This is a genomic window from Dyella marensis (assembly GCF_049532885.1).
GTDB lineage: Bacteria > Pseudomonadota > Gammaproteobacteria > Xanthomonadales > Rhodanobacteraceae > Dyella_D > Dyella_D marensis.
In genome coordinates this window covers 3,674,965-3,698,170 of sequence record NZ_CP064029.1, presented here as the reverse complement: position 1 = coordinate 3,698,170, position 23,206 = coordinate 3,674,965, and the positions used below count along the sequence as shown (strand labels likewise).

Below are 23,206 nucleotides of genomic sequence, written 5' to 3'. Positions count from 1 at the left end.
CGATGTCCTCGCTCAGTGATGCGGTTGGATAAAGAACCCGGCCACCTTGCCTTGCGCATCGCAGGTGACCTTGGAGTCGATCGTGCTCTGGCCGTAATGCAGCGGCGTGAGCACGACGGTGAGATCGCCGGCCGGTACCACGGTCGCCGCGTCCCGCGCCCCGCGCTCGCCGAACTGCTGCGTCACCGCCGGCCAGATCTGGCCGAGTTTTTCCGGCAGCAGCCTGGCCTTCATGGTGTCGTTGAAATCGCCGGTGGCGCCGGCGTAGTCGCCTTTGTCGAGCGCGTCGAGCAGATGCGCCGAGGCGGTTTCGCACGGCGATTCGGCACGCGCGCCCGCCGCGGCGGACAAACAGATACCCAGGCAGACGATGACTGCCAGCGACTTCTTCACGGTGCGGTTCCCCTGTTCCTGTCGGTGTCGGATTGCGTGGATTTAGGTGGGATCGTCCTGGTCGTCCGCCACCGGCGCGGCCTGGCCGGCCTTGAGGCGTCCGCTCTTGCGCAGCGCTTCGCGCAGTACGTATTCGATCTGCGCGTTGACGCTGCGCAAGTCGTCGTCGGCCCAGCGCTGCATCGCCTCCAGCACGGCGGGGCTGATGCGCAGCGGATAGGCTTTCTTTTCGGCCGGCACGCGCGACTCGCTCAGCCGCCGTAGAGCGTGCCGGCGTTGACCACCGGCTGCGTGGCGCGGTCGCCGCACAGCACCACCAGCAGGTTGCTGACCATGGCCGCCTTGCGCTCTTCGTCCAGTTCCACCACGCCCTGCTGGCGCAGGCTGTCCAGCGCCATGGCGACCATGCCGACGGCGCCTTCCACGATGCGTCCGCGCGCCGCCACGATGGCGCTGGCCTGCTGGCGCTGCAGCATGGCCTGGGCGATTTCCTGGGCGTAGGCGAGGTGGCTGATGCGCGACTCGATCACGCTGACGCCGGCCTTGTCCAGGCGCGCCTGGATCTCATCGCGCAGATGGTTGTTGATCACTTCGCCGTGGCTGCGCAGCGAGGGCTTGCCGTCGTCGTGCGCGTCGTAGGGGTAGTTCTGCGCCATCTGGCGCAGCGCCGACTCGCTCTGGATATGCACGAAGTTCTCGTAGTCGTCGACCTGGAACACCGCCTCGGCCGTATCCACCACCTGCCACACCACCACCGCGGCGATCTCGATCGGATTGCCGTCGCTGTCGTTGACCTTGAGCTTGCCGCTCTCGAAGTTGCGCACGCGCAGCGAGACGCGCCGGCGGGTGAAGAACGGATTGGTCCAGCGCAGCCCTTCCGTGCGCACCGTGCCGGCGTACTTGCCGAACAGCTGCATGACCTGGCCTTCGTTCGGCGCGACCTGGAAGAAGCCCTTCAGCAGGAACGCGGTGAACACCAGCACGACCACCCCGCCGAAGAAGCCGGCCAGCGGCGGCTGGTGGCCGGCCGAGCTGAGTACCAGCCAGATGCCGAAGGCGCCCAGCAGCAGGCAGAAACCGACGAACGGGATACCGGCAAGCGAAAAACCCTGACGCTCATTCATGGTGATACCTCCCTTGGATGGGAGGTATATGATATCAAAATGATGTCACTTGCAAGTGCCTAGTGGCTGCCACCGCCCCCGTTGCCCACCGGGGCGGCCGGTGCCGCCACCACCGGGGCCGTGCTCATGAACTCCCACGAGGGCATCACGTCGACGATCTGCATGGCGTTGAACAGGTTGGTGACGGCGAAGAAATGCCAGGGGTCGCCGTCACCGGTGTCCAGCGCGATATGCGTGCTGTCGAAGCGGCGCAGCGCCGCGTCGTAGCTTTGCCAGCGCCCGTCCACCCAGGCCTGCACCCATTCGTGCGGCACGAACACGCGCGAGGTGCTGGCGTAGCGGTCGGCGTAGACCATGCCGGTGACTACCCGCGCCGGAATGCCCTGGGCGCGCGCCATCGCGGCCAGCAGCACGGCGTATTCGGTGCAGTCGCCCTGCCGCGTGTTCACCACTTCCAGCGCCGAGGCGTAGCCGATGTCCAGGCCGTGCTGGGTGATGTAGTGGCTGACGAAGCTGCGCAGCCGGCGCATCTTCTGCCGGTTGTCGACCGCCGTGCCGACGGCTTCGGCGGCCAGCGCGCGGATCGCCGGCGCGTCGGACTGCAGCCAGTCGTTGGCGCGCAGGTCTTCCGGCTGCGGCGGCGCCTGGCCGCCGGCGTAGGCGTTGCCGATGTCGATCTGCCAGTCGTGGCCGCCCAGGTGCAGCACGCGCTGTTCGTCGGTGTTGATGATCGGCGAGGCGATGTCGCCTTCGATGGTCAGCCGGTAGCGCAGGAAGGAATCGCGCAGGTTCGGCGTGAGCGGCCGCGGCGAATCGACCATGGCGGCGCGGAACATGTCCACGTCCTGCTCCGGCGCCAGCGCGCAGGCCTGGTCGCAGGCGATCATTTCCAGCTGCCGTCCGAGCATCGAGATGATGCCCTTGCGGGCGCGGCCCTGGCTGTCCAGCCACAGGTCCAGGATCTGGTCGCCGCGGTCCTGGTGCAGGCGCTGGCGCTGGTGGCTGAGCGTCTCGGTGCCGCCGGGCAGGTCGACCGGCTCGTTGCCCATCACTTCCACCGCCACGTCCATCACCTGCTGGGTGGCGGGGTCGAACATCGCCATGCGGTAGCGCAGCCCCGGCTGCTTCGCGGCATCGAGCATGGTGCGGCGCTGGGCGTCGTTGAGCAGGGCCTGGCCCGGCCAGGGGATATAGGCGTAGCGCGTGGCGCCGCCCACCGTGGTGGTGATGCGGAACGAGCCGTCGGCCTGGCGCTCGCCGTTCACCGTGCTGTCCATGGCGGACATCGAGGTGCGGGTGGAAAAGCCCAGCGGCTGGCCGGCGGTGCTTTCCACGCTGCGGATCATGTTGCTCAGCGGGATGCTCTTGCCGCTGCGGTTGAGCAGGATCGACAGTGTCTGGGTGGTGGTCACCGTGCCTTGCGCGGTGGCGCGGTCGATGCGCAGGTGGCCGATCTTGCGGCCGCCCAGCAGGACGCTCATCCAGGTGGTGTCGGCGGAGTTGCCGGGCGCGCTGTCGGCGGCCATGGTCCCGGCGACGGGACACGGCAACAGCAACAGCACCAGCAATAGCTTGGCGGTCTTCAGTCGCATATGCGTATCCGTGGGGACGGCTTGGATGACAGTGAATGCCGACTTAAGGCTGTCGTCAATGCGCAATGCAGCGAGACCGGAAATGGGCTGGGGCAAGGCTTGCGGGGCGCTTACGGGCGGCGCGGCTTTTTGCGTTTCCGGGCCGGTGGCCGGAAGCGTTTTTCCGCCCGGCGATTGTGCGAGGATCGGCGGATTCAACCAACCCGACAGTGCGGCGCCGGCCGCACCAACCAGGCAGGGAGCAGGCATGCAGTCCTCGGCATTTGCGCATTGGCTGGTAGTGATCGTGGAGACCTTCGCGGCGCTGTTCCTGCTGCTGCTGGCGATCGGCGTGATGGTGGTGCTGGTGGTGTGGCTGGTGGACCGCAACCAGACTTCCAACTCGGTGTTGCGCAACTTCCCGGTCATCGGCCACTTCCGCTACTGGTTCCTGCACCTGGGCGAATTCTTCCGCCAATACCTGTATTCCAGCGACCGCGAGGAAATGCCGTTCAACCGCGCGCAGCGCATGTGGGTGTACCGCGCGGCCAAGGACGTGGAAAACACCAACGCCTTCGGCTCCACCCGCGACCTGCACGCCGAAGGCCTGCCGTTCTTCGTCAACGCGCCGTTCCCCTCGCTGGGCCAGAGCCACGTCGTGCCCAAGCCGATCACGCTCGGCCCGTATGCGCGTGAGCCGTACAGCCATTCCTCGTTCTTCAACATCTCGGCGATGAGCTTCGGCGCGCTGTCCGCGCCGGCGGTGCGCGCGCTGTCGATCGGCGCGGCCAAGGCCGGCATCTGGATGGATACCGGCGAGGGTGGACTGGCGCCGTACCATCTGGAAGGCGGCTGCGACATCGTGTTCGAGATCGGCACCGCCAAGTACGGCGTGCGCACGCCGGAGGGCAAGCTGGACGACCAGAAGCTGCTGGACATCTGCAGGCACCCGCAGGTGAAGATGGTCAGCATCAAGCTGGGCCAGGGCGCCAAGCCCGGCATGGGCGGCCTGCTGCCGGGCGCCAAGGTGACGCCGGAGATCGCGGCGATCCGCGGCATCGCGGTGGGCGAGGACTCGCAAAGCCCCAACCGCCACCTCGACATCGGCAACGTGCGCGAGCTGATGGATGCGATCGCGCATATCCGCGAACTCACCGGCAAGCCCACCGGCTTCAAGGCGGTGTTCGGCGGCATGGAATGGATCGACGAGCTGTGCGAGGAGGTGCGCCGCCGCGGTATCGAGAGCGCGCCGGACTTCATCATCGTCGATGGCTCCGAAGGCGGCACCGGCGCCGCGCCGCAGACCCTGATGGAAGGCGTCGGCCTGCCGCTGCGCGAAGCGCTGCCGGCGCTGATCAATACGCTGATCACGCAAGGCCTGCGCGAGCGCATCAAGGTGATCTGCTCGGGCAAGTGCATCACCGCCTACGACGTGGCGTGGGCGTTGTCGATGGGCGCGGACTTCGTCAATTCGGCGCGCGGCTTCATGCTGGCGCTGGGCTGCATCCAGTCGCTGCAGTGCAACCGCAATTCCTGTCCCACCGGCATCACCACGCAGAACCCCAAGCTGCAGCGCGGCCTGGTGGTGACCGACAAGAGCGAGCGGGTCTATCACTACGCCACCAACGTGATGCGCGAGGTCGGCATCATCGCGCACAGCTGCGGCGTGGAAGAGCCGCGCGAACTGGACCGCACGCATTGCCGCGTGATGGGCGACGACGGCATCTCGGTGCCGCTGGTGAAGCTGTTTCCGTATCCGGAGGGCTACGTCCCGCAGGCGTAGGTTGGGGTGAGCCGCAGGCGAACCCCAACGATACGATGCGTTTGAACGTGACGATATTGGGGTTCGCCTGCGGCTCACACCAACCTACGGCATGTCCACCCAGCCGTCGATGGTGCGGATCTGCAGCGGCTGGAAGTGGCGCTTGTAGTCCATCTTCGGATGGCCTTCGATCCAGAAGCCCAGGTAGATCCACGGAATGCCGCGGCGGCGCGCCAGTTCCACCTGCTGCAGGATGGCGAAGGTGCCCAGGCTGCGCTCGGTCTCGTCCGGCTCGAAGAAGGTATAGACCGCCGACAGGCCGTGCAGCGACACGTCGGTCACCGCCACGCCGAGCAGGCGCGGGCCCTGGCGCAGTTCCAGGAACAGGGTGGGGCTCCACGGCGCGGTGAGGAAGCGGCGGAAGTCGCTGGCGTCGGCCTCGTCCATGCCGCCGCCGGGATGGCGCTGGCGCAGGTAGCGCTCGTACAGCGCGTGGCGCTCGCTGTTGTAGCCGGCCATGGATTCCACCACCTGCAGGTCGGCATTGCGCTTCAGGCAGCGCCGCTGCGAGCGGCTGGGGCGGAAGCGTTCCACGTCGATGCGGCAGGGCGTGCAGGCCCGGCAGCTGCTGCAGTAGGGGAAGTACAGATGCCCGCCGGCGCGGCGGAAGCCGCGTTCCAGCGCCGGCCCGTACAGCTGGTCCAGGTGCGGGGCCGCCGGATCGATCACCAGGTTCTGCGCCGTGCGGTCGGGGAAATACCCGCAGGCGTGGGGCAGGGTCTGGAAGAGGCGGACGCGATCGGAGCGCATGGCAGATTCTACGTCCGAGGCGGCTTGCCGTGACAAGCGTCTCAAATCCGCTGCACCGGGCCCGTCCATACGGTGTAGGACGGTGCCTAGGCCGCTACCGGGTCAGATCACCCCCATGTAGCGCAGCATCACCACCACGAAGGCGCCGGCCACCGCCAGCATCACGATCCGGCGCACCCGGTTGGCGACGCTGCCGCGGCGCGCCTCGGGGCTGGGGTTGCGGGCCAGGGCCAGTTCCTCGGCGTGGCGGATCACCGGTTCGATGCCCAGCTCGCGCAGCAGGGTGCGGGCGCGGGTGTAGTCGTCGGCCTTGCTGATCCAGACCTGTTCCCAGCGGTCGCGGTTTTCCTTGCGCTGGGAGTAGCTGAAGCGCTCGTAGCTGCGCTTGTTCCAGTTGGAGCGGTTCTCGATCGAGCATTCGATGCCGTGCTCGCCGAGCATGGCGGCGACGCGGTCGATGTTTTCGGGACGGGGAGAGGTATAGATCTGGCGCATGGGGCGATGTTACTCCGTCGGCTCAGGGGCGCAGCCGGATCAGGCCTTCCTGCGCGGTCGAGGCCACCAGCCGCCCGTCGCGGCTGAAGATCTGCCCGCGCGCCAGCCCGCGCGCGCCCTGCGCAGTGGGGCTGTCGAACGAATACAGCAGCCACTCGTCCACGCGGAACGGGCGGTGGAACCACAGCGCGTGGTCCAGGCTGGCCATCTGCACGTTGTGCGTGTAGTACGAAATGCCGTGCGGCAGGGTGGCGGTGCCGATCAGGTTGAAGTCCGAGGCGTAGGCGAGCAGGGCGCGGTGCAGCACGTCCGAATCGCCCACCGGCGCGGCCACGCGGAACCAGATGTGCTGGTAGGGCGGGCGCTTGCTCGGGTGCAGCTTGTCCTGCGGCCACACGTGGCGGAATTCGATCGGCGCTTCCAGGCCCAGCCAGCGCTGCAGTTTCTCCGGCAGCTTGGCCAGCTTGTCCGGCGGCAGCGGCTGCATCGGCGCGATGTCTTCCGGCGCCGGCACTTCGGGCATGGCGGTCTGGTGCTCGAAGCCGGTTTCCTCGATCTGGAACGAGATCGAGCCGTTGAGGATGGGCTGGCCGTGCTGGATCGCCACCACCCGGCGCGAGGAGAACGTGCCGCCGTCGCGCGTGCGCTCCACGCTGTAGACGATCGGCGCGTCGATATCGCCGGCGCGCAGGAAATAGGCGTGCAGCGAATGCGCCGCCCGCGAGCCGTCGACCGTCTGCTGCGCGGCCGACAGCGCCTGGCCCAGCACCTGCCCGCCGAACACGAAGCGCGTGCCGATGTCGCGGCTCTGGCCGCGGAACAGGTTGTCTTCCAGGCGTTCGAGCTGCAGCAGGTCGACCAGCTCGCGGACGTGGTTTTCCGTCATGTCTAAGCAATCCAAGGGGGAATCGGGCCGGCGGCCCGCGCCGCGAATTATAGCCGCGCCGGGCCCTTCACCCCTTCCCCCTTCACTCCTGGACCGGCCGCGCCGACAGGCGGTGCAGGCCGCTGCCGGCCAGCACCTGGTCCCAGGGGAACATCGGGCCGGGGTCGAGCTTGCGCGGCACTTCGCGGCCGGGGTCGTCGCTGGCCGGCAGGCGGGCCAGGTCGAGGTCCTCGTGGCCGGCGATATCGCGCAGCCGGGGGAATTCGCTGCGCAGCTGGGCCAGCAGGGCGCGCAGGGCGTCGATCTGGGCGGCCGGGTAGGGTTCGGTCATGGTCTGGTTGCCGGCATGCCACCAGTCCGGATAGCGGCCCCGGTTGACCAGCTCGATCCCGATCGAATGCGGATTGAAGCCGCGCACGTGGTGCGCCACGCGGGTGCCGGGCACGTAGCGCCAGGTCGAGCCATCGCGGTCGATGTAGTAGTGGCCGCTGTTGCCGGTGCCGCTGTCGTGCACGATGCGCTCGCCGTATTCGCGGGCGGTGGCCAGATCCGGCAGTTCGGTGCAGTGGATGACCACCAGTTCGACGGCGTCGGCGGGGCGTTCGGGGAGGAGATCGACGTACGGAAGAAAGTGGTCGCGGATGCTCATGCCGGCGAGTCTCGCATGCGGCCCGGTATCATGGGCGCCTTGTACCTGCTCGTTGGAGACCGCGATGCGCGGCCAGATCATTCTTTCCCACGGTTCGGATTCCGGCCCGGATGCCACCAAGGTCAGCGCGCTGGCCGCCATCGCCGAATCGCTGGGCTGGTCCACGCAGCGGCCCGACTACCGCGAAGACGACCACCACGGCTACGCCGCCTCGGTGGCGCCGCGGGTGGCGCGCCTGCGCGCGGCCATCGACGCGCTGGAGGCGCCGCCGGTGCTGGTCGGCTCCAGCATGGGCGCGTTCGCTTCGGGCCTGGCTTCGCTGGAGCGGCCGGTGGCCGGCCTGTTCCTGCTGGCCACGCCGGTGGCCATTCCCGGCTACCAGGCGGCCTTCGACCTGCGCCAGGACGTGCCGACGCTGCTGATCCACGGCTGGCACGACGAACTGTGCCCGCTGGACGACCTGCACGACTTCGCCCGCCGCCGCAGCCTGCCGCTGCTGGTGCTGGACGGCGACCATCGCCTGAGCTCCAGCGTCGACACCATCGGCGCGCAGTTCCGCCTGTTCCTCGACGGTCTGACCCTCGACAGCCCGACCCTCGACAGCGCGTCCCTCGACCGCATGGCGGGCGTCCAGTGAGCGCCTACTTCGCCACCTGCCCCAAGGGCCTGGAATACCTGCTGCGCGACGAGCTGGCCGCGCTGGGCGCCGAAGACGTGCGCGAGGCGCTGGCCGGCGTGTACTTCTCCGGCCCGCTGGAGATCGCCTACCGCGCCTGCCTGTGGTCGCGCCTGGCCAGCCGTGTGCTGCTGCCGCTGGCGGAATTCGACGCGGCGGACGGCGACGCGCTGTATGCCGGCGTGGAAGCCATCGACTGGTCGAAACACCTGGCCGCTCACGGCACCCTGGCGGTGGAGGCGGTGACCGCGCAGAGCAAGCTCACCCACAGCCAGTTCATCGCGCTGCGCGTGAAGGACGCCGTGGTCGACCAGTTCCGCCAACGCGACGGCTCGCGTCCGGACGTGGATACGGACGAACCCGACGTGCGCATCCACCTGCGCCTGCGCCGCGATCGCGCCACGCTGTCGCTGGACCTCGCCGGCGCGCCGCTGCACCGCCGCGGCTGGCGCGAAATGCAGGGCGACGCGCCGCTGAAGGAAAACCTCGCCGCCGCGATGCTGGTCCGCGCCGGCTGGCCCGCCATGTATGCGCAGGGCGGCGCGCTGCTCGATCCGATGTGCGGCTCCGGCACTTTGCTGATCGAAGGCGCGCTGATGGCCGCCGACGTGGCGCCGGGCCTGCGCCGCGAATATTTCGGTTTCCTCGGCTGGCTCGGCCACGACATCGCGGTGTGGCGCAGCTTGCTGGAAGAAGCGCGCACCCGCGCCGAAACCGGCCTGCGCGCGCTGCGCCCGTGCTTCTTCGGCAGCGACTCCGACCCGCGCATGGTGCAGACCGCCAAGCGCAACGCGCAGGAGGCCGGCGTGGCCGGTTTCCTCACCCTGGACCGCCACGACGCGCTGCACGTGGCGCCCCCGCCCGGCTATGAGCGTGGCCTGGTCATCACCAATCCGCCCTACGGCGAGCGCCTGGGCGAGCGCGAGGCGATGCCCAAGCTGTACCGCGCGCTGGGCGAAACGCTGAAGCAGCGCTTCGCCGGCTGGCATGCCGCCGTGCTGGCCGGCGATGCCGAACTGGGCCAGGCCATTCCGCTGCGCGCGAACAAGAAATACGCGTTGTACAACGGCGCGCTGGAAACCGTGCTGCTGCTGTTCGAGCTGCGCGCGGCCGACGACACGCCGCGCGAAGCCAAGCCGCTGTCGGCCGGCGCGCAGATGCTGAAGAACCGCCTGGAGAAGAACGTCCGCCATCTGCGCAAGCGGCTGGAACGCGAAGCCATCCATTGCTGGCGCGCCTACGACCAGGACCTGCCGGAATACGCGGCGGCCATCGACGTCTACGGCGACGCCAAGGGCGGCCAGTGGCTGCACGTGCAGGAATACCGCGCGCCGGCCGACATTCCCGCCGAGACCGCGCGGCTGCGCCTGCGCGAGATCGTGCGCGTGGCCGGCGAAGTGTTCGGCGTGCCGCGCGATCGCGTGGCGCTGAAGACGCGCGAGCGCGGCAAGGGCGGTTCCAAGTACGGGCAGTTCGACCAGCGCGGCGAGTTCGTCCCGGTGGAGGAGGGCGGCCTGCAGTTCCTGGTCAATCTCACCGACTACCTGGATACCGGACTGTTCCTGGACCACCGCCTGGTCCGCGCGCGCCTGCGCGAGCTGGCCGAGGGGCGGCGCTTCCTGAACCTGTTTGCTTATACCGCCACCGCCAGCGTCTACGCGGCGGCGGGCGGGGCGCGCGACACCACCAGCGTGGATCTGTCCGGCACCTATCTGGACTGGGCTTCGCGCAATCTCGCCCTGAACGGATTCACCGGGACGAAACACCGGCTGATGCAGGCCGACGCGATGGAGTTCCTGCGCCACGAACGCGAGCGTTACGGGCTGATCTACGTCGATCCGCCGACCTTCTCCAATTCCAAGCGGGCCGACGACTTCGACGTGCAGCGCGACCATGCCCGCCTGCTGCTGGCCTGCGCGGACCGGCTGGCGGGCGACGGGGTGATCGTGTTCTCCAACAATTTCCGCCGCTTCACGCTGGATCGTGCGGCGCTGGAAGAGCGCTTCGAGATCGAGGACTGGAGCGCTGCCAGCATCCCGTTCGACTTCGCCCGCCGGGCCGATATCCACGGCTGCTGGGTGCTGCGCCTGCGTGCCGAAGAGTCGCCCTGGGGCGATAGCGTGCGGCATATTCACAACCGGGGTAAACGCTAGGAAAACGGGGTGAAAATGCTCAGTCCGGATTCAGCCCTCCGGCCCGAGCATGAGCACCGGCAGACAACGCCGGAACGGCCCTCCGCACCACCCTTTCCCGGACCGCCCGCACCGTTGCCGCCGCTCTCTCGGAGACCGAAAGCCATGAACAAGTCGAAGCCTTCCAGCCTCAAGCGCGTGGTCCTTGCCGCCGCCGTGCTGCTGGGTTGCGCGGCCGCCGCCCCGTCCTTCGCCCGCAGCCACGTCAGCGTGGGCATCGGCGTCAATCTGCCGGGTGTCAGCATCGGCTACTCCGACGGCTACCGTGGTCACTATCGCCACCCGTATTACGGCGGCGGCTATTACGCCGGCGGTTACTACGCGCCGCCTGTCTACTACCGTCCGGCGCCGCGCGTGGTGTATTACGACGAACCGGTGGTGGTGGAGCGCCCGGTGTACGTGCGCCGCGTGTACGAAGAGCGCGGCTACTACAGCGACGGCTATCGCACCAGCCGCTATTACGACGGCGATTGATTCCGCCGCGATGCGCAAAAAGAGAGCCCGGCCTAAGCCGGGCTCTTTCGTTTCATGGCGCGTCCGTCATGGCCGCGTCGGCGGCGTGCCGCCGTTGCTGAGGAAGCCGTGCTGCGACGCGTGCTTTTCGAGCTTCTCGAACTTCGCCTTGTCGATCTTGCTCACCGACTGGATCGCGCAGGGCGGCTGGTCGCGCGAGATCACGCTTTCGCCCACCTCGCCGCATACCGCGCCCAGGCCGGCCGCGCGGTTGGAGTCGTTGGCGCGGAACAGCAATTGCTGGCCGATGCCTAAGCGCGGGCAGTCGGCGGTGAGCTTGACCAGGTAGCGGTCCGGACCGGTGCGTGCGATCACGGTGCGGTTGTCCACGACATACCATTCGTTGACGCGATCCGGACGCAGGCATTCGCTGACCGGACGCATCGGCTGGCGCTCGGGTGCCGGACCGTCGGCATGAGCCATGCCGGTGGCGGTGGTCATCGCAAGCAGCAACATGGCGGTGACGGTTTTCATAGGGGTACCTCTAGGGGTGACAGTGCTGCCCGTTGCCGGGGCCCTTGCCTGGTGAAACCACCGACGTCGTGCGCGCGCATTTGAGCGCCGCCCGGCCGCCGCGTGTCAAGCCTTTGCCATCGCCGGATCACGGAAATTGAACGGTTGCTACGGCAAGGTATCTGGATGCGGGTCCTCGAGTCGCCAAGCCCTTCCTATAACGTTCGACGGGGCATTTCGTTGCAACGGAGGCCCGCGTGAGCCTGTCGGATCTCGCCTCGCGCGCCGAGTCGCTGGCGCAGCGCTTCCATCGCGTGCGCAGCCGCACCCTCGGCTTGTCGGCCGGCCTCAGCGCCGAGGACATGATGGTGCAGTCGATGCCCGACGCCAGTCCGGCCAAATGGCATCTGGCGCACACCACGTGGTTCTTCGAGCAGTTCCTGCTCGCCCGCGATCCGGCCTGGCATCCGCCGCATCCCGAGTGGCACTACCTGCTCAACTCCTACTACCAGACGGTAGGCCCGATGCATGCGCGTCCGCGCCGCGGCCTGCTGTCGCGTCCCAGCCTGGACGAGGTGCTGGACTATCGCCGGCGCATCGAAGACGCGGTGGCGCAGCGCATCGAAGCCGGCCTCGACGCCGCAGGCGCAGCCATCGTCGAACTCGGCCTGCAGCACGAACAGCAGCATCAGGAACTGCTGCTCACCGACATCCAGCACGCGCTGTGGTGCAACCCGCTGCATCCGGCCTACGACGCAGCGCTGCCGTCCGCGCAACACCGTGTGCCCGTCGAATCGATGCGCTACATCGACGGCCGCGAGGGCATCGTCGAGATCGGCCACGACGGCCATGGCTTTTCCTTCGACAACGAAGGCCCGCGGCACCGCACCCTGCTGCAGGCGCATGCGCTTGCCAACCGCCCGGTGACGAACGAGGAATTCCGCCTGTTCGTGCAGGACGGCGGCTATCGCGAACCCGCGCTGTGGCTTTCCGATGGCTGGGCCACGGTGCAGGCGGAAGGCTGGCAGCATCCGCTGTACTGGCAGGACGACCTCGACAGCGCCTACGGCCTCGGCGGCATCCGCGCGCTCGATCCCGCCGCGCCGGTGTCCCAGCTCAGCTATTTCGAAGCCGACGCGTTCGCGCGCTGGGCCGGCGCGCGCCTGCCCAGCGAAGCGGAATGGGAAAGCGCGGCCTCCACCCAACCGGTGCACGGCAACCTGCTCGACGAGCGCGCGCAAGCGCCGCGCGCCGCCAGCGGCGAAGGCCTGCTGCAGATGTACGGCGACGTGTGGGAATGGACCGCCTCGCCTTACGTCAGCTATCCCGGCTTCCAGCCGTTGCCGGGTGCGCTGGGCGAATACAACGGCAAGTTCATGAACGCTCAATGGGTGCTGCGCGGCGGCTCCTGCGCCACGCCGCGCGAGCATATCCGCGCCAGCTACCGCAACTTTTTCCCCGCCCAGGCGCGCTGGCAGTTCGCCGGCCTGCGCCTGGCACGCGACCGGTAAGCGAGATAACAACAATGAGCCTGCAAGCCCTGGAACCCCGCGACGACGACCGTCGCCCACCCGCCAGCGAACTGCTGGAAATCGTGCAGCGCGGATTGCGCGCGCAGCCCAAGCGCCTGCCGTCCTGGCTGTTCTACGACGAGCGCGGCAGTGAGTTGTTCGAGCAGATCTGCGAGCAGCCGGAGTACTACCTCACCCGCGCCGAGATCGCCCTGCTCGAAGCGCATGCCGGCGACATCGCCCACACCCTGGGGCCGGACGTGCGCCTGGTCGAATACGGCAGCGGCAATGCGGTGAAGACGCGCCAGCTGCTGGAGCACCTGGTCTCGCCGGTGTGCTACGTGCCGGTGGAAATCGCCTCCGAAGCGCTGGCCGCCAGCGTGCAGCGCCTGGCCGCGCGTTTCCCGTCGCTGCCGATGCAGCCGCTGCATGCCGACTTCACCCGCCCGCTGCGCCTGCCGATCCCGCCGCGCGCGCCGCGCCGCACGGTCATCTACTTCCCCGGTTCCACCATCGGCAATTTCGAGCAGCGCGAAGCGATCCAGCTCCTGCGCACCATGCGCGACGAAATGGGCGAGGCCGGCGGCGTGCTGATCGGCGTGGACCTGAAGAAGGACGCCGCGCGCATCGAGGCTGCCTACAACGACGAGGCCGGCGTCACCGCCGAGTTCACCCTCAATATGCTGGCACGCCTCAACCGCGAGCTGGGCAGCGATTTCCGCCTCGACGCATATCGCCACCGCGCGCATTACAACCCGTTGGCCGGGCGCATCGAGACGCACATCATCAGCACCTGTGATCAGAAGGTGCGGGTGGGGCGGATGCTGGCCAGTTTCGGCGAGGACGAGGCGATGCTGGTGGAGTACAGCTGCAAGTATTCGCCGGAGGATTTCGCCGCGATGGCGCATAAGGCGGGGCTTGAGGTGGCCAAGGTTTGGCTGGATCCGGAGGAGTTGTTCTCCGTGCAGTATCTGGTGCGTCGCGCTGGCTGATTTGATCGGGTTTTCGCGGTGGCGCGATTTGGGCGCTTATGCAGTGGGCATTTTGGGTTGCTCGCTATTTCGGCGTAGGGCGGGATCTTTTTGCGGGATCGCCTGGTTTTGGCGGTGACGCGAACTGGCCGCTTATGCAGCGGGCATTCCGTGCGCCTGCCGGCGCCCGGGTCACTTTCTCTTTGCTGGCCCAAAGAGAAAGTAACCAAAGAGAAATGGCCTCAAATCAAAGGCTCGCGACGCGACTAGAAGGAGCGGTGGGCGGCTGCGGTAACTTGATTAACCTGGGTCTACACGAAACGGCAGTGCGTTTACGTAGCGGCTGCTTCAACGTGCCGTGGCGAAGAGGATGTTCAAGGATTGAGGCCAGCTTTGGCTCTTCGTTCCTGCCTACCTCACCACTACACCCCTCTCCCCTCCGGGGAGAGGGCAGGGTGAGGGGCCGGGCGGAGCGCAACGTTAAATCTTGCCGTGGCGTAGGTTGGGGTGAGCCGCAGGCGAACCCCAACATTCGCACCTTCCCGCGCCTCGCCACGTTGGGGTTCGCCTATGGCTCACCCCAACCTACGCCGTGCGCTTACGCGACGAACAGGGCTGAGCCTAAAAGCTGGCCTCAGTCACTGAACATCCTCTCGGCCACGGCACGTTGAAGCAGCCGTTACGTAAACGCACTGATGTTTCGTGTAGACCCAGGTTAATCAGGTTACCGCAGCCGCCCACCGCTCCTTCTAGTCGCGTCGCGAGCCTTTGCTCTAAGGCTATTTCTCTTTGGTTACTTTCTCTTTGAGCCAGCAAAGAGAAAGTGACTCGGGCGCCGGCAGGCGTCCGAAATGCCCGCTGCATAAGCGGCCAGGTCGCGGTAACGCAAAAAACCAGGCGACAGAAATTGAACCCCGCCCTACGCCGGAATGACGAGCATCAAGCGGGCCTCCGCGCCCCCAACTGCACCAGAATCTCCTGCGCCGTGCGGATGCGCTCCGCCGCCCCGGGCAACTCCAGCAGCACCTTCAGCTTGTCCTGGCCATCCAGCTTGTACACGCGCGGCTGGCCCTGGATCAGGCGGATGATCGCCAGCGGATCCACCTCGGGCTTCTCGCGGAAAGTAATGCGACCGCCGTTCGGCCCGAAGTCCAGCTTGCGGATGCCCAGCGGCGTCGCCATCAGCTTCAGGCCGGCGATGGCGAACAGCGTCTTGGCCTGCTCCGGCAGCAGGCCGAAGCGGTCGATCATTTCCACCTGCAGGTCGCGCAGCGCCTCGTCGTGGCGCGCGCTGGCGATGCGCTTGTAGAGCGTCAGGCGGGTGTGCACGTCGGGCAGGTAGTCGTCGGGGATCAAGGCCGGCAGATGCAGTTCCACCTCGGTCTCGTGCTCGGAGCTGAGGTCGAAGTCCGGCACCTTGCCCGACTTCAGCGCACGCACCGCGCGCTCCAGCAATTCCGTGTACAGCCCGAAGCCGATCTCCTGGATCTGCCCCGACTGCTCGTCGCCGAGCAGCTCGCCCGCCCCGCGGATTTCCAGGTCGTGCGTGGCCAGCGTAAAGCCCGCGCCCAGTTCTTCGAGCGAAGCCAGCGCTTCCAGGCGCTTCTCCGCGTCCGCCGTCATCGCCTTGCGGTCCGGCACGACCAGATAGGCATAGGCGCGGTGGTGCGAACGCCCCACGCGGCCGCGCAGCTGGTGCAGCTGGGCCAGGCCGAAGCGGTCGGCGCGGTCGATGATGATGGTGTTGGCGGTGGGGATGTCGATGCCGGTCTCGATGATGGTGGTGCACACCAGCACGTTGAAGCGCTGGCGATGGAAGTCCGCCATCACCTGTTCCAGTTCGCGCTCGGCCATCTGGCCGTGGGCGATGCCGATGCGCGCTTCCGGGATCAGCTCCTGCAGCTCGCGCGCGGTGCGCTCGATGCTGTCCACCTCGTTGTGCAGGAAGTACACCTGGCCGCCGCGCGCCAGCTCGCGCTGGAACGCCTCGCGCACCGTGGCCGGATCCCACGCGCTGACGAAGGTGCGCACCGCCATGCGGTGCGCCGGCGGCGTGGCGATCAGGGACAGGTCGCGCAGGCCGCTCATCGCCATGTTCAAGGTGCGCGGGATCGGCGTGGCGGTCATGGTCAGCAGGTCGACTTCGGCGCGCAGCTTCTTCAGCTGCTCCTTCTGGCGCACGCCGAAGCGCTGCTCCTCGTCGACGATCACCAGGCCCAGATTCTTGAAGCGGATATCCGGCTGCAGCAGCTTGTGCGTGCCGATGATCACGTCGATCTGGCCTTCGGCCAGGCGCTTCAGCGCGTCGTTCACTTCCTTGGTGGACTTGAAGCGCGACAGCACGTCCACACGCACCGGCCAGTCGGCGAAGCGGTCGGCGAAGTTGCGGAAGTGCTGCTGCGCCAACAAGGTGGTGGGCACCAGCACCGCCACCTGCTTGCCGGCGGTGGCGGCCGCGAACGCGGCGCGCAGCGCGACTTCCGTCTTGCCGAAGCCGACGTCGCCGCAGATCACGCGGTCCATTGCGCGCGGCGCGGCGAGGTCGCCGAGCACGGCTTCGATCGCCTGGGCCTGGTCCGGGGTTTCCTCGAACGGGAAGCTGGCGCCGAATTCTTCCACCAGCTGGCGGTCGATCGGCAGCGATTCGCCGCCGCGCGCCTCGCGCTGCGCATAGATGGCCAGCAGTTCGGCGGCCACGTCGCGCACCTTCTCCGCCGCCTTGCGGCGCGCGCGTTCCCAGGCGTCGCCGCCCAGCGAATGCAGCGGCGCCAGTTCCGGCGCGGTGCCGGTGTAGCGGCTGACCAGGCCCAGCTGCGCCACCGGCACGTAGAGCTTGTCGCCCTTGGCGTACTCGATGGTGAGGAACTCGCCCTCGGTGCCGCCCAGCTCCATCGACACCAGGCCCTGGTAGCGGCCCACGCCGTGGTCGACGTGCACGATGGGCGCGCCGATGGTCAGCTCGGTGAGGTCGCGGATGATCGCGTCCGGATCGCGCGCCGCGCCGCGGCGGCGCTTGCGCTCGGTGCGCACGCGCTCGCCGTACAGCTCGCGCTCGGTGAGTACGGTGATCGCCGGCGATTTAAGCGCGAAGCCTTGCTCCAGGCCCGCGATGGCGATGGCGAATTTAGGTCCGCCGCCGTCCGCCGCCAGGAAGCGCGGCCAGCCGTCGATGCTGTCGGGCTTCAGCCCCGCCGCGGCAAGGGTTTCGATCAGCGCTTCGCGGCGGCCGGCCGAATCGGCGGCGATCAGCACGCGGCCCGGATAGCTGCCCAGGAAATGGCGCAGCGAGGTGCCGGGTTCTTCGCCCTTGCGGTTGAGCGGCAGCTCAGGCGCCGGCTGGGTGCCGATGTCGGCGGCGTGTTCGTGGCCGCTGGGCACCACTTCAACGCGCAGTCGGCGGTTGAGCTGTTCGCGCAGTTGTTCCGGCGGCAGGTAGAGCTCGGCCGGCGGCAGCACCGGGCGTTCGATGTCGTGCGCACGCTGGTCGTAGCGCTCGCCGGTCTGCTGCCAGAACTGTTCGGCCGATTCCAGCGCCTCTTCGCCCAGCAGGAAGACGGCGCCCTCGCCGAGGTAGTCGAACAAGGTGGCGGTCTGCTCGAAGAACAGCGGCAGGTAGTACTCGATGCCGCCGGGCGTCACGCCTTCCTTCATGTCCTGGTACAGCGGGCAGCGGCGCACGTCGATCGGGAAGCGCTCGCGCAGCTTGCCGCGGAAATCCTTGGCGGCCTGTTCGGTGAGCGGGAATTCGCGTGCCGGCAGCAGCTCCACTTTTTCCACCGGCTGCTGCGAGCGCTGGGTTTCCGGATCGAAGCTGCGGATCGATTCCACTTCGTCGTCGAACAGCTCGATGCGGTACGGCTCGCCCGCGCCCATCGGGAAGATGTCGATCAGCGCGCCGCGCACGGCGAAGTCGCCGGGCTCGGCCACCTGCGGCACGTTGCGGTAGCCGGCCGCTTCCAGCCGGCGCTGCTCGGCGGAGAGATCCAGCTTCTGGCCCTTCTTCAGCACCAGGCCGGAGCCGGTCACGTGGCTGTGCGGCGCGATGCGCTGCATCAGCGTGGCCACCGGCACCACCAGCACGCCGCGCCTGGTCGACGGCAGGCTGTAGAGGGTGGCGATGCGCTGGGAGACGATCTCCGGATGCGGGCTGAAGATGTCGTAGGGCAGGGTTTCCCAGTCCGGGAAATGCAGCACCGGCAGGTCGCCGGCGAACAGCTTCAGCTCGTCCTCCAGCGCGTGCGCGCGCTGCGTGTCGCGCGTCACCGCCACCAGCAGGCCGGCGTGCGCGCGGGCGGCTTCGGCCACCAGCAGGGCGCGCGAGGAGCCGTGCGGCGGCGTCCAGTAGCGGCGGTGCTTGGGCGTGGTGGGAAGGGCGGGGAGCAGAATAGGACTGGGCATGTCGCGCTGGCGTTCCGTGGGTTCGGCCAGGACGGCCGCGCCGGTGAAAGCGGGCAAGTGTAACGCGACCGCCCCGGCGAGCCGGGGCGGTCGGAAGTCATATGGGAGTTTGCCGCGGTGTATGCGCCACCGCGGTGCCGCGGCTCAGAGCCGCAGGGAGATCTGCGTGGTGCCGGGTTCCTCCGGGCTCAGGCGGCGCACGAAGCCCAGTTCCTTGCACAGCTGCAGCATCGGGCGGTTCTCCAGCAGCACGTAGCCCCAGAGCTCGGCCAGGCCGCGCTGGCGGCAGTCGTCGACCAGGCGCTGCATCAGCAGGGCGCCCAGGCCGACGCGGGCCCAGTCGCGCTCCACCAGCACCGAGAATTCCGCGCTGTTGGCCGCCTCGTCCACATAGATGCGGCCCACCCCGCGCATTTCCGCCGGCTGCACGGTCTCGTCCATCAGCACGTAGGCGCTTTCGACGGCCGGGTCCACCCGGCTCAGCCGCTGCGCCATCGGCGCCGGCAGCTCGGACATGGCGTGCAGGAAGCGGCGGCGGATGTCCTCCGGCGACAGCCGGCCGAAGCAGCGCTGCAGCGCTGCCACGTCGCCCGGCTCGATCGCGCGCAGGCGCAGCTCGCGGCCGTCGCGGGTGCGGACCAGCTCACCCTTGGGCGAGGTGCGGACCTCGGCCAGCCGGGGGCGTGCGAAGCGCTCGTTGCTGGGCGGGGGCAGGGGACGACGGGCGGGGGACATATCGGTAAGGAAGTTCGCAGCCATGTTCCGTACTTTACCGTATTGTGTGCATCGCAACATGAACAAAACTGGTGTACGGGCGTGGCTTTACGTCGCGCTTGAGTCCGTTCATGTTGCGGCCCGGCACGCCTCCGGGGAGACGGCCTCCGGCCGAGTCGCCACAATGCGCGGACGATCGGCCAGATGGCGCCGACAGGGAGCAGGGCATGGGCAAGGCCGGCAAGGGCATGACGGTGGTTCAGCTGGAAGCCCTGTGCGGGGCCTGGCCGGGAGTGACCCGCGACATCAAATGGGGCGAGGACCTGGTCTTCAGCGTGGGCGGCAAGATGTTCGCCATCACCCGCGCCGAGCAGGCGGCCCATGGCCACCGCCTGGCGCTGAAGGTGGCCGACGACCGCTTCCTGGAGCTGACCGACCAGCCGGGCATCGTCCCATCGCCCTACCTGGCCCGCGCGCACTGGGTCGCCGTGGTGGAGCCGGAGCGCTTCGCCACCGGCGAGCTGGAAGCGATGGTGCGCGACTCCTACACCCTGGTGCGCGCCAAGCTCACCAAGAAACTGCAGAAAGAGCTGGCGCCCCTGCCGCCGGCCTGAATCGACGGGAATAACGATGAAACAGCATCTCGGCGCCCTGGCGCTGCTCGTGGCCGACTACGACCAGGCCATCGCCTGGTACACCCGCGTGATGAATTTCGAGCTGGTCGAAGACACCCGCCTGGACGAGGAAAAACGCTGGGTGGTGCTGGCGCCGCGCGGCTCCACCGAAACGCGCCTGCTGCTGGCCCGCGCCTCCAACGAGGAACAGCGCGCCTCGATCGGCCACCAGGCCGGCGGCCGCGTGTTCCTGCTGCTCAATACCGACGATTTCTGGCGCGACTACGAACGCATGAAAGCCGCAGGCTGCACCTTCTGCGAGGAACCGCGCGAAGAGGCCTACGGCACCGTGGTGGTGTTCCAGGACCTCTACGGCAACAAGTGGGATCTGCTGCAGCGCAAGTAAGGCGTTGCGCTCAGTCCGCCACGTCCGGTTCGAAGAAGCTCCACGCCACGTCCGGGAAGCGCGCCTTCATGGCGCGCTCCACCGCATTGATGTTGTGGATCAGCGCGAGATTGTCCGCCGCCGGCGCCATGCGCGCCTTCACCGAGACCATCACGTCCGGGCCCAGCTGCAGGGTGATCAGGTTCAGCACCTCGGCCACTTCCGGCCGCTCGGCCAGGAACGCCAGCAGCTCCTGGCGGCGGCGCGGCTCCACGCCCTGGCCGATCAGCAGGGCTTTCACTTCCACCGCCACGGCGATGGCGACCACCACCAGCAGCACGCCGATGGCGATGGTGCCGACCGCATCGAACAGCAGGTTGCCGGTGAGGATGGTGGCGAGGATCGCCAGCAGCGCCAGCGCCAGGCCGAGCAGGGCGGCCAGGTCTTCGCCAAAGATCACCAGCAGCTCGCTCGAACGCGTCTCGCGGAACCACTGCCACAGGCCCATGCCGTCGCGCGCCTTGTTCACTTCCTGCATGCAACCGCGCATCGAGATGCCTTCCATCACGATGCCGAACACCAGCACGCCCACCGCCAGCCACGGACGCTGCAGCGGCTCGGGCGAACCGAGCTTGTGCACGCCCTCGTAGATGGAAAACATGCCGCCCACGCTGAACAGCAGGATGGCCACCAGGAAGGACCAGAAATACAGCGCGCGGCCCCAGCCCAGCGGATAGTCCTCGCTGGGCGGGCGCTTGGCCTGGCGCATGCCCAGCAGGAGCAGGCCCTGGTTGCCGCAGTCGGCCAGCGAATGGATCGCCTCGGCCAGCATCGCGCCGGAGCCGGTCAGCACCGCGGCGGCGAGCTTGCTGAGAAAGATGGCGAAGTTGGCGCCCAGCGCCAGCAGTACCGCCTTCAACGAATTCGCATGACCCGACATCGGACTCTTCCCTGAAACCTAAGTAATGAATGAAGCGCGCGTCAGCGGATGCCGACGCCCATGCAGTAAATAAAGCGCGCGTCAGCGGATGCCGACGCCCACGCCCACGCCGAAATGCACGTTGTTCTTGCCGCTGCTCAGCTCGCTGGCGGTCCACACGTGCGACTGGTTCACCTTCACCAGCGGGAACACATACGGCGCCTCGCCGACCTTGCCGGCGCGGCTGCCGTTGATCTGGCCGTCGATGGTCATCAGCGCGCCGGCCGGGTAGTCCATCGGTTCCACATAGCCTGGCATGGTGGCGATAAAGCGGCCCAGGCCGCTGTCGTTGGCCTTAGGGCGCTGCGAGCCATCGAGCGGATAGGCCAGCACTTCGATCTCGCTGCGGTCCGGCAGGTTGCGCACCGCCACCACGCGGCCGCCCCAGATCACCGGCGCATTGCTGTAGCGCTCCGGCGCCTCGGCCACGTTGAACGGCGCGGCGGCGAGGGTGCCGGTGGACTTGTAGATCGGCGCGGGCGCGCAGGCGCTCAGGCCGAGCAGGGCGGCGGCGGCCGCCAGGCGAAGGACGAGATAGGCGTTCGGCATGCGCATGGTCGGTCTCTTGCGTGAGGTGGGACGGTGGGACGGCGCGGGTCGAGTGTCTGCGCGAGGGCGCGCCAGGTCGAGTGTCCGCGCGCGTGCGCGGACGCGGCGCCAAGCTTAGCCGCGGGGCGGCCGGAGGCGATAGCGGCTCAGTCGGCTTCCTGGATCAGCCAGTCCAGCTTCCAGTTGGCCGGGCGCTCCTGCGACAGCAGCCGGCTCATCGCGCGCAGCGGTTCGCGCAGCACCTCGTCGAACTTCCACGGCGCATTGAGGATGACCATGCCCGAGCCGTTGAGGCGCAGCGGCGAGTCGTCCGGACGCAGCAGCAGTTCCGCGCGCAGCGCGCGGCGCACGCCGCTGTGCTGCACCCAGCGCAGGAACGGCTGCACCTGGCTGCGCAGCTTGATCGGATACCACACCGCATACACGCCGGTCGGCCAGCGCAGCAGCGCGGCTTTCAGCGCCTGCTCGATGGTGCGGTACTCGGCTTCCTGCGCCTCGTACGGCGGATCGATCAGCACCAGGCCGCGCTTTTCCTTCGGCGGCAGCAGGCCTTTCAAGGCTTCGTAGCCGTTGCGCTCGTGCACGTGCACGCGGCGGTCGTGATGGAACAGCTCGCGCAGGCGCGTGGCTTCGTCCGGCTGCAGTTCGCACAGCTGCGCGCTGTCGATCTCGCGCAGGGCATTGGCGGCCTGCAGCGGCGAACCCGGATACAGGCGCAGCCCGTCCTTGTTGCCGGGCAGCGCCAGCACCGAGTCCAGCCAGTGGCGCAGCAGCGGCGGCAGCGGGCCGGAAGGAGTGCTCTGGTGCAGGTCGGGGAACAGCAGGCGGGCGATGCCGTCCTTGTATTCGCCGGTCTTGCCCGCTTCGGCGCTGTCGAGCGCATAGCAGCCGCTGCCCGCATGCGTGTCGATCAGGCAGAACGGCGTGGGCTTGGCCTTCATTGCCTCGATCAGGGCGAACAGCACGGTGTGCTTGAGGACATCGGCGAAATTGCCGGCGTGGTAGGCGTGGCGATAGTTCATTCCGCCATTGTAGGTTGGGGTGAGCCCCAGGCGAACCCCAACGTTGCCGCCATGTTGGGGTTCGCCTGGGGCTCACCCCAACCTACGCCATGCGGTGAAGCCGCTTGAAGCCAACTCCAGAGTTGTTCCCCCTGGTGCCCGCTGGCATCCTCCGGCTCATGTTCCATCGCCTCCTGCAATCGCTACGCCGTTCCCGCGCCCTGTTCGCGCTGGCGCTGTGCGCGTGGCTGCTGCTGGCGGGCATGGCCTGGGCCGCGGGCGGCTGCTGCGACGACATGCGGCCGGCGCCGGCCAAGGCGATGCAGATGGACGGCCATGCCGGCATGCATGGCATGCACGACGCGCAACCGCAGGCGCCGCATACGCATGGCCACGCGGCGCCGGATTGCACCTGCGCGCATGCGCCGGCCAGGCTGGATGGCGTCGCCATCGTCGCCGCCGCGCATCCTTCGCCCGAGCGCTTAGGTGCGCCGCGCGGCAGCGAAGCCGCGCCGCAACGGCTCGCCAAACCTCCCTTGAGACCTCCGTCGGCCTGACTG

General features: G+C 68.2%; 23 protein-coding genes. 9 read left to right on the top strand and 14 right to left on the bottom strand.

Annotated elements, in window-relative coordinates; genetic code table 11:
• Window positions 1–12 precede the first annotated feature (12 nt).
• From ISN75_RS16005 to ISN75_RS15990, 4 genes are read right to left on the bottom strand one after another with little or no spacing between them, the layout of a single operon-like run.
• Complete coding sequence (locus ISN75_RS16005) at window positions 13–393, bottom strand: DUF3887 domain-containing protein (protein ID WP_343821626.1); 381 nt, start codon at window positions 391–393, stop codon at window positions 13–15.
• Window positions 394–435: 42 nt separating this feature from the next.
• Window positions 436–633 carry an Arc family DNA-binding protein gene (locus ISN75_RS16000; RefSeq protein ID WP_167257772.1) on the bottom strand — a complete coding sequence of 66 codons (198 nt, stop codon included), beginning with the start codon at window positions 631–633 and terminating at the stop codon, window positions 436–438.
• A gap of 11 nt (window positions 634–644) precedes the next feature.
• Window positions 645–1,517: an SPFH domain-containing protein gene (locus ISN75_RS15995; protein WP_167257771.1), complete on the bottom strand. Its 873-nt coding sequence runs from the start codon at window positions 1,515–1,517 to the stop codon at window positions 645–647.
• 59 nt (window positions 1,518–1,576) lie between these two features.
• Window positions 1,577–3,109 carry a transglutaminase-like domain-containing protein gene (locus ISN75_RS15990; protein ID WP_343821624.1) on the bottom strand — a complete coding sequence of 511 codons (1,533 nt, stop codon included), beginning with the start codon at window positions 3,107–3,109 and terminating at the stop codon, window positions 1,577–1,579.
• A gap of 247 nt (window positions 3,110–3,356) precedes the next feature.
• On the opposite strand from ISN75_RS15990, the gene ISN75_RS15985 reads away from it, so the two are divergent.
• Entirely contained in the window at window positions 3,357–4,871 is a 1,515-nt protein-coding gene (locus ISN75_RS15985) for an FMN-binding glutamate synthase family protein (protein ID WP_168649480.1), read from the top strand.
• 84 nt (window positions 4,872–4,955) lie between these two features.
• Here the strand turns inward: ISN75_RS15985 and ISN75_RS15980 are convergent, their stop codons facing one another.
• The 4 genes from ISN75_RS15980 to ISN75_RS15965 form a co-directional block, all read right to left on the bottom strand.
• Window positions 4,956–5,660: an arginyltransferase gene (locus ISN75_RS15980; RefSeq protein WP_343821623.1), complete on the bottom strand. Its 705-nt coding sequence runs from the start codon at window positions 5,658–5,660 to the stop codon at window positions 4,956–4,958.
• A gap of 102 nt (window positions 5,661–5,762) precedes the next feature.
• Window positions 5,763–6,155, bottom strand: a complete 393-nt coding sequence (locus tag ISN75_RS15975; protein WP_167257767.1) for a hypothetical protein — start codon at window positions 6,153–6,155, stop codon at window positions 5,763–5,765.
• A gap of 22 nt (window positions 6,156–6,177) precedes the next feature.
• Window positions 6,178–7,041: an acyl-CoA thioesterase II gene (gene tesB / locus ISN75_RS15970; protein WP_167257766.1), complete on the bottom strand. Its 864-nt coding sequence runs from the start codon at window positions 7,039–7,041 to the stop codon at window positions 6,178–6,180.
• An 82-nt stretch (window positions 7,042–7,123) separates the two neighbouring features.
• Complete coding sequence (locus ISN75_RS15965) at window positions 7,124–7,690, bottom strand: N-acetylmuramoyl-L-alanine amidase (protein ID WP_343821621.1); 567 nt, start codon at window positions 7,688–7,690, stop codon at window positions 7,124–7,126.
• Window positions 7,691–7,754: 64 nt separating this feature from the next.
• Here ISN75_RS15965 and ISN75_RS15960 point away from each other — a divergent pair, with 64 nt between their 5' ends.
• The 3 genes from ISN75_RS15960 to ISN75_RS15950 all read left to right on the top strand — a co-directional run bounded on the left by ISN75_RS15960 (window position 7,755) and on the right by ISN75_RS15950 (window position 11,032).
• A complete protein-coding gene (locus tag ISN75_RS15960; protein WP_343821619.1) occupies window positions 7,755–8,327 on the top strand; it encodes an alpha/beta hydrolase in 573 nt (190 codons plus the stop codon).
• Entirely contained in the window at window positions 8,324–10,519 is a 2,196-nt protein-coding gene (gene rlmKL, locus ISN75_RS15955) for a bifunctional 23S rRNA (guanine(2069)-N(7))-methyltransferase RlmK/23S rRNA (guanine(2445)-N(2))-methyltransferase RlmL (RefSeq protein WP_343821618.1), read from the top strand. The genes ISN75_RS15960 and rlmKL overlap by 4 nt, the downstream gene beginning before the upstream one ends.
• Before the next feature lie 144 nt (window positions 10,520–10,663).
• Complete coding sequence (locus tag ISN75_RS15950) at window positions 10,664–11,032, top strand: hypothetical protein (RefSeq protein ID WP_167257762.1); 369 nt, start codon at window positions 10,664–10,666, stop codon at window positions 11,030–11,032.
• Window positions 11,033–11,098: 66 nt separating this feature from the next.
• Here ISN75_RS15950 and ISN75_RS15945 read toward each other — a convergent pair whose 3' ends face one another.
• On the bottom strand, window positions 11,099–11,545 hold the full coding sequence (locus tag ISN75_RS15945) for a DUF6491 family protein (protein WP_167257761.1): 447 nt from the start codon (window positions 11,543–11,545) through the stop codon (window positions 11,099–11,101).
• A gap of 236 nt (window positions 11,546–11,781) precedes the next feature.
• Here ISN75_RS15945 and egtB point away from each other — a divergent pair, with 236 nt between their 5' ends.
• On the top strand, window positions 11,782–13,035 hold the full coding sequence (gene egtB, locus ISN75_RS15940) for an ergothioneine biosynthesis protein EgtB (RefSeq protein WP_343203718.1): 1,254 nt from the start codon (window positions 11,782–11,784) through the stop codon (window positions 13,033–13,035).
• Window positions 13,036–13,049: 14 nt separating this feature from the next.
• Window positions 13,050–14,027, top strand: a complete 978-nt coding sequence (gene egtD / locus ISN75_RS15935; RefSeq protein WP_168649475.1) for an L-histidine N(alpha)-methyltransferase — start codon at window positions 13,050–13,052, stop codon at window positions 14,025–14,027.
• 918 nt (window positions 14,028–14,945) lie between these two features.
• Here egtD and mfd read toward each other — a convergent pair.
• Together mfd and ISN75_RS15925 are read right to left on the bottom strand one after the other, a co-directional pair.
• Window positions 14,946–18,404, bottom strand: a complete 3,459-nt coding sequence (mfd, locus tag ISN75_RS15930) for a transcription-repair coupling factor (protein WP_343818387.1) — start codon at window positions 18,402–18,404, stop codon at window positions 14,946–14,948.
• Window positions 18,405–18,548: 144 nt separating this feature from the next.
• Complete coding sequence (locus tag ISN75_RS15925; RefSeq protein WP_343818389.1) at window positions 18,549–19,163, bottom strand: GNAT family N-acetyltransferase; 615 nt, start codon at window positions 19,161–19,163, stop codon at window positions 18,549–18,551.
• 182 nt (window positions 19,164–19,345) lie between these two features.
• Here ISN75_RS15925 and ISN75_RS15920 point away from each other — a divergent pair, with 182 nt between their 5' ends.
• A complete protein-coding gene (locus ISN75_RS15920) occupies window positions 19,346–19,732 on the top strand; it encodes an MmcQ/YjbR family DNA-binding protein (protein ID WP_167253838.1) in 387 nt (128 codons plus the stop codon).
• 16 nt (window positions 19,733–19,748) lie between these two features.
• Window positions 19,749–20,138: a VOC family protein gene (locus ISN75_RS15915; protein ID WP_167253840.1), complete on the top strand. Its 390-nt coding sequence runs from the start codon at window positions 19,749–19,751 to the stop codon at window positions 20,136–20,138.
• 10 nt (window positions 20,139–20,148) lie between these two features.
• Here ISN75_RS15915 and ISN75_RS15910 read toward each other — a convergent pair whose 3' ends face one another.
• From ISN75_RS15910 to ISN75_RS15900, 3 genes are all read right to left on the bottom strand, one after another.
• The gene (locus tag ISN75_RS15910; protein WP_167253842.1) at window positions 20,149–21,057 is read right to left on the bottom strand and encodes a cation diffusion facilitator family transporter; all 909 of its coding nucleotides are present in this window, start codon (window positions 21,055–21,057) and stop codon (window positions 20,149–20,151) included.
• Window positions 21,058–21,138: 81 nt separating this feature from the next.
• On the bottom strand, window positions 21,139–21,651 hold the full coding sequence (locus ISN75_RS15905) for a Slp family lipoprotein (RefSeq protein WP_343818391.1): 513 nt from the start codon (window positions 21,649–21,651) through the stop codon (window positions 21,139–21,141).
• A 140-nt stretch (window positions 21,652–21,791) separates the two neighbouring features.
• Window positions 21,792–22,667 (bottom strand): 23S rRNA (adenine(2030)-N(6))-methyltransferase RlmJ, encoded by an 876-nt coding sequence (locus ISN75_RS15900; protein WP_167253846.1) that lies wholly within the window; start codon window positions 22,665–22,667, stop codon window positions 21,792–21,794.
• A 158-nt stretch (window positions 22,668–22,825) separates the two neighbouring features.
• On the opposite strand from ISN75_RS15900, the gene ISN75_RS15895 reads away from it, so the two are divergent.
• Complete coding sequence (locus ISN75_RS15895) at window positions 22,826–23,203, top strand: hypothetical protein (RefSeq protein WP_343818393.1); 378 nt, start codon at window positions 22,826–22,828, stop codon at window positions 23,201–23,203.
• The last annotated feature ends 3 nt before the right edge of the window (window positions 23,204–23,206 follow it).

Coding starts and splice junctions, on each gene's coding strand:
- ISN75_RS15900 (WP_167253846.1), bottom strand. CDS start 22,667: ATGAACTATCGCCACGCCTACCACGCCGGCAATTTCGCCGATGTCCTC.
- egtD (WP_168649475.1), top strand. CDS start 13,050: ATGAGCCTGCAAGCCCTGGAACCCCGCGACGACGACCGTCGCCCACCC.
- ISN75_RS15975 (WP_167257767.1), bottom strand. CDS start 6,155: ATGCGCCAGATCTATACCTCTCCCCGTCCCGAAAACATCGACCGCGTC.
- ISN75_RS15965 (WP_343821621.1), bottom strand. CDS start 7,690: ATGAGCATCCGCGACCACTTTCTTCCGTACGTCGATCTCCTCCCCGAA.
- ISN75_RS15950 (WP_167257762.1), top strand. CDS start 10,664: ATGAACAAGTCGAAGCCTTCCAGCCTCAAGCGCGTGGTCCTTGCCGCC.
- ISN75_RS15925 (WP_343818389.1), bottom strand. CDS start 19,163: ATGGCTGCGAACTTCCTTACCGATATGTCCCCCGCCCGTCGTCCCCTG.
- ISN75_RS15920 (WP_167253838.1), top strand. CDS start 19,346: ATGGGCAAGGCCGGCAAGGGCATGACGGTGGTTCAGCTGGAAGCCCTG.
- ISN75_RS15980 (WP_343821623.1), bottom strand. CDS start 5,660: ATGCGCTCCGATCGCGTCCGCCTCTTCCAGACCCTGCCCCACGCCTGC.
- ISN75_RS15945 (WP_167257761.1), bottom strand. CDS start 11,545: ATGAAAACCGTCACCGCCATGTTGCTGCTTGCGATGACCACCGCCACC.
- ISN75_RS15910 (WP_167253842.1), bottom strand. CDS start 21,057: ATGTCGGGTCATGCGAATTCGTTGAAGGCGGTACTGCTGGCGCTGGGC.
- ISN75_RS15895 (WP_343818393.1), top strand. CDS start 22,826: ATGTTCCATCGCCTCCTGCAATCGCTACGCCGTTCCCGCGCCCTGTTC.
- ISN75_RS15960 (WP_343821619.1), top strand. CDS start 7,755: ATGCGCGGCCAGATCATTCTTTCCCACGGTTCGGATTCCGGCCCGGAT.
- ISN75_RS15995 (WP_167257771.1), bottom strand. CDS start 1,517: ATGAATGAGCGTCAGGGTTTTTCGCTTGCCGGTATCCCGTTCGTCGGT.
- ISN75_RS15985 (WP_168649480.1), top strand. CDS start 3,357: ATGCAGTCCTCGGCATTTGCGCATTGGCTGGTAGTGATCGTGGAGACC.
- tesB (WP_167257766.1), bottom strand. CDS start 7,041: ATGACGGAAAACCACGTCCGCGAGCTGGTCGACCTGCTGCAGCTCGAA.
- ISN75_RS15915 (WP_167253840.1), top strand. CDS start 19,749: ATGAAACAGCATCTCGGCGCCCTGGCGCTGCTCGTGGCCGACTACGAC.
- ISN75_RS15905 (WP_343818391.1), bottom strand. CDS start 21,651: ATGCGCATGCCGAACGCCTATCTCGTCCTTCGCCTGGCGGCCGCCGCC.
- mfd (WP_343818387.1), bottom strand. CDS start 18,404: ATGCCCAGTCCTATTCTGCTCCCCGCCCTTCCCACCACGCCCAAGCAC.
- ISN75_RS15990 (WP_343821624.1), bottom strand. CDS start 3,109: ATGCGACTGAAGACCGCCAAGCTATTGCTGGTGCTGTTGCTGTTGCCG.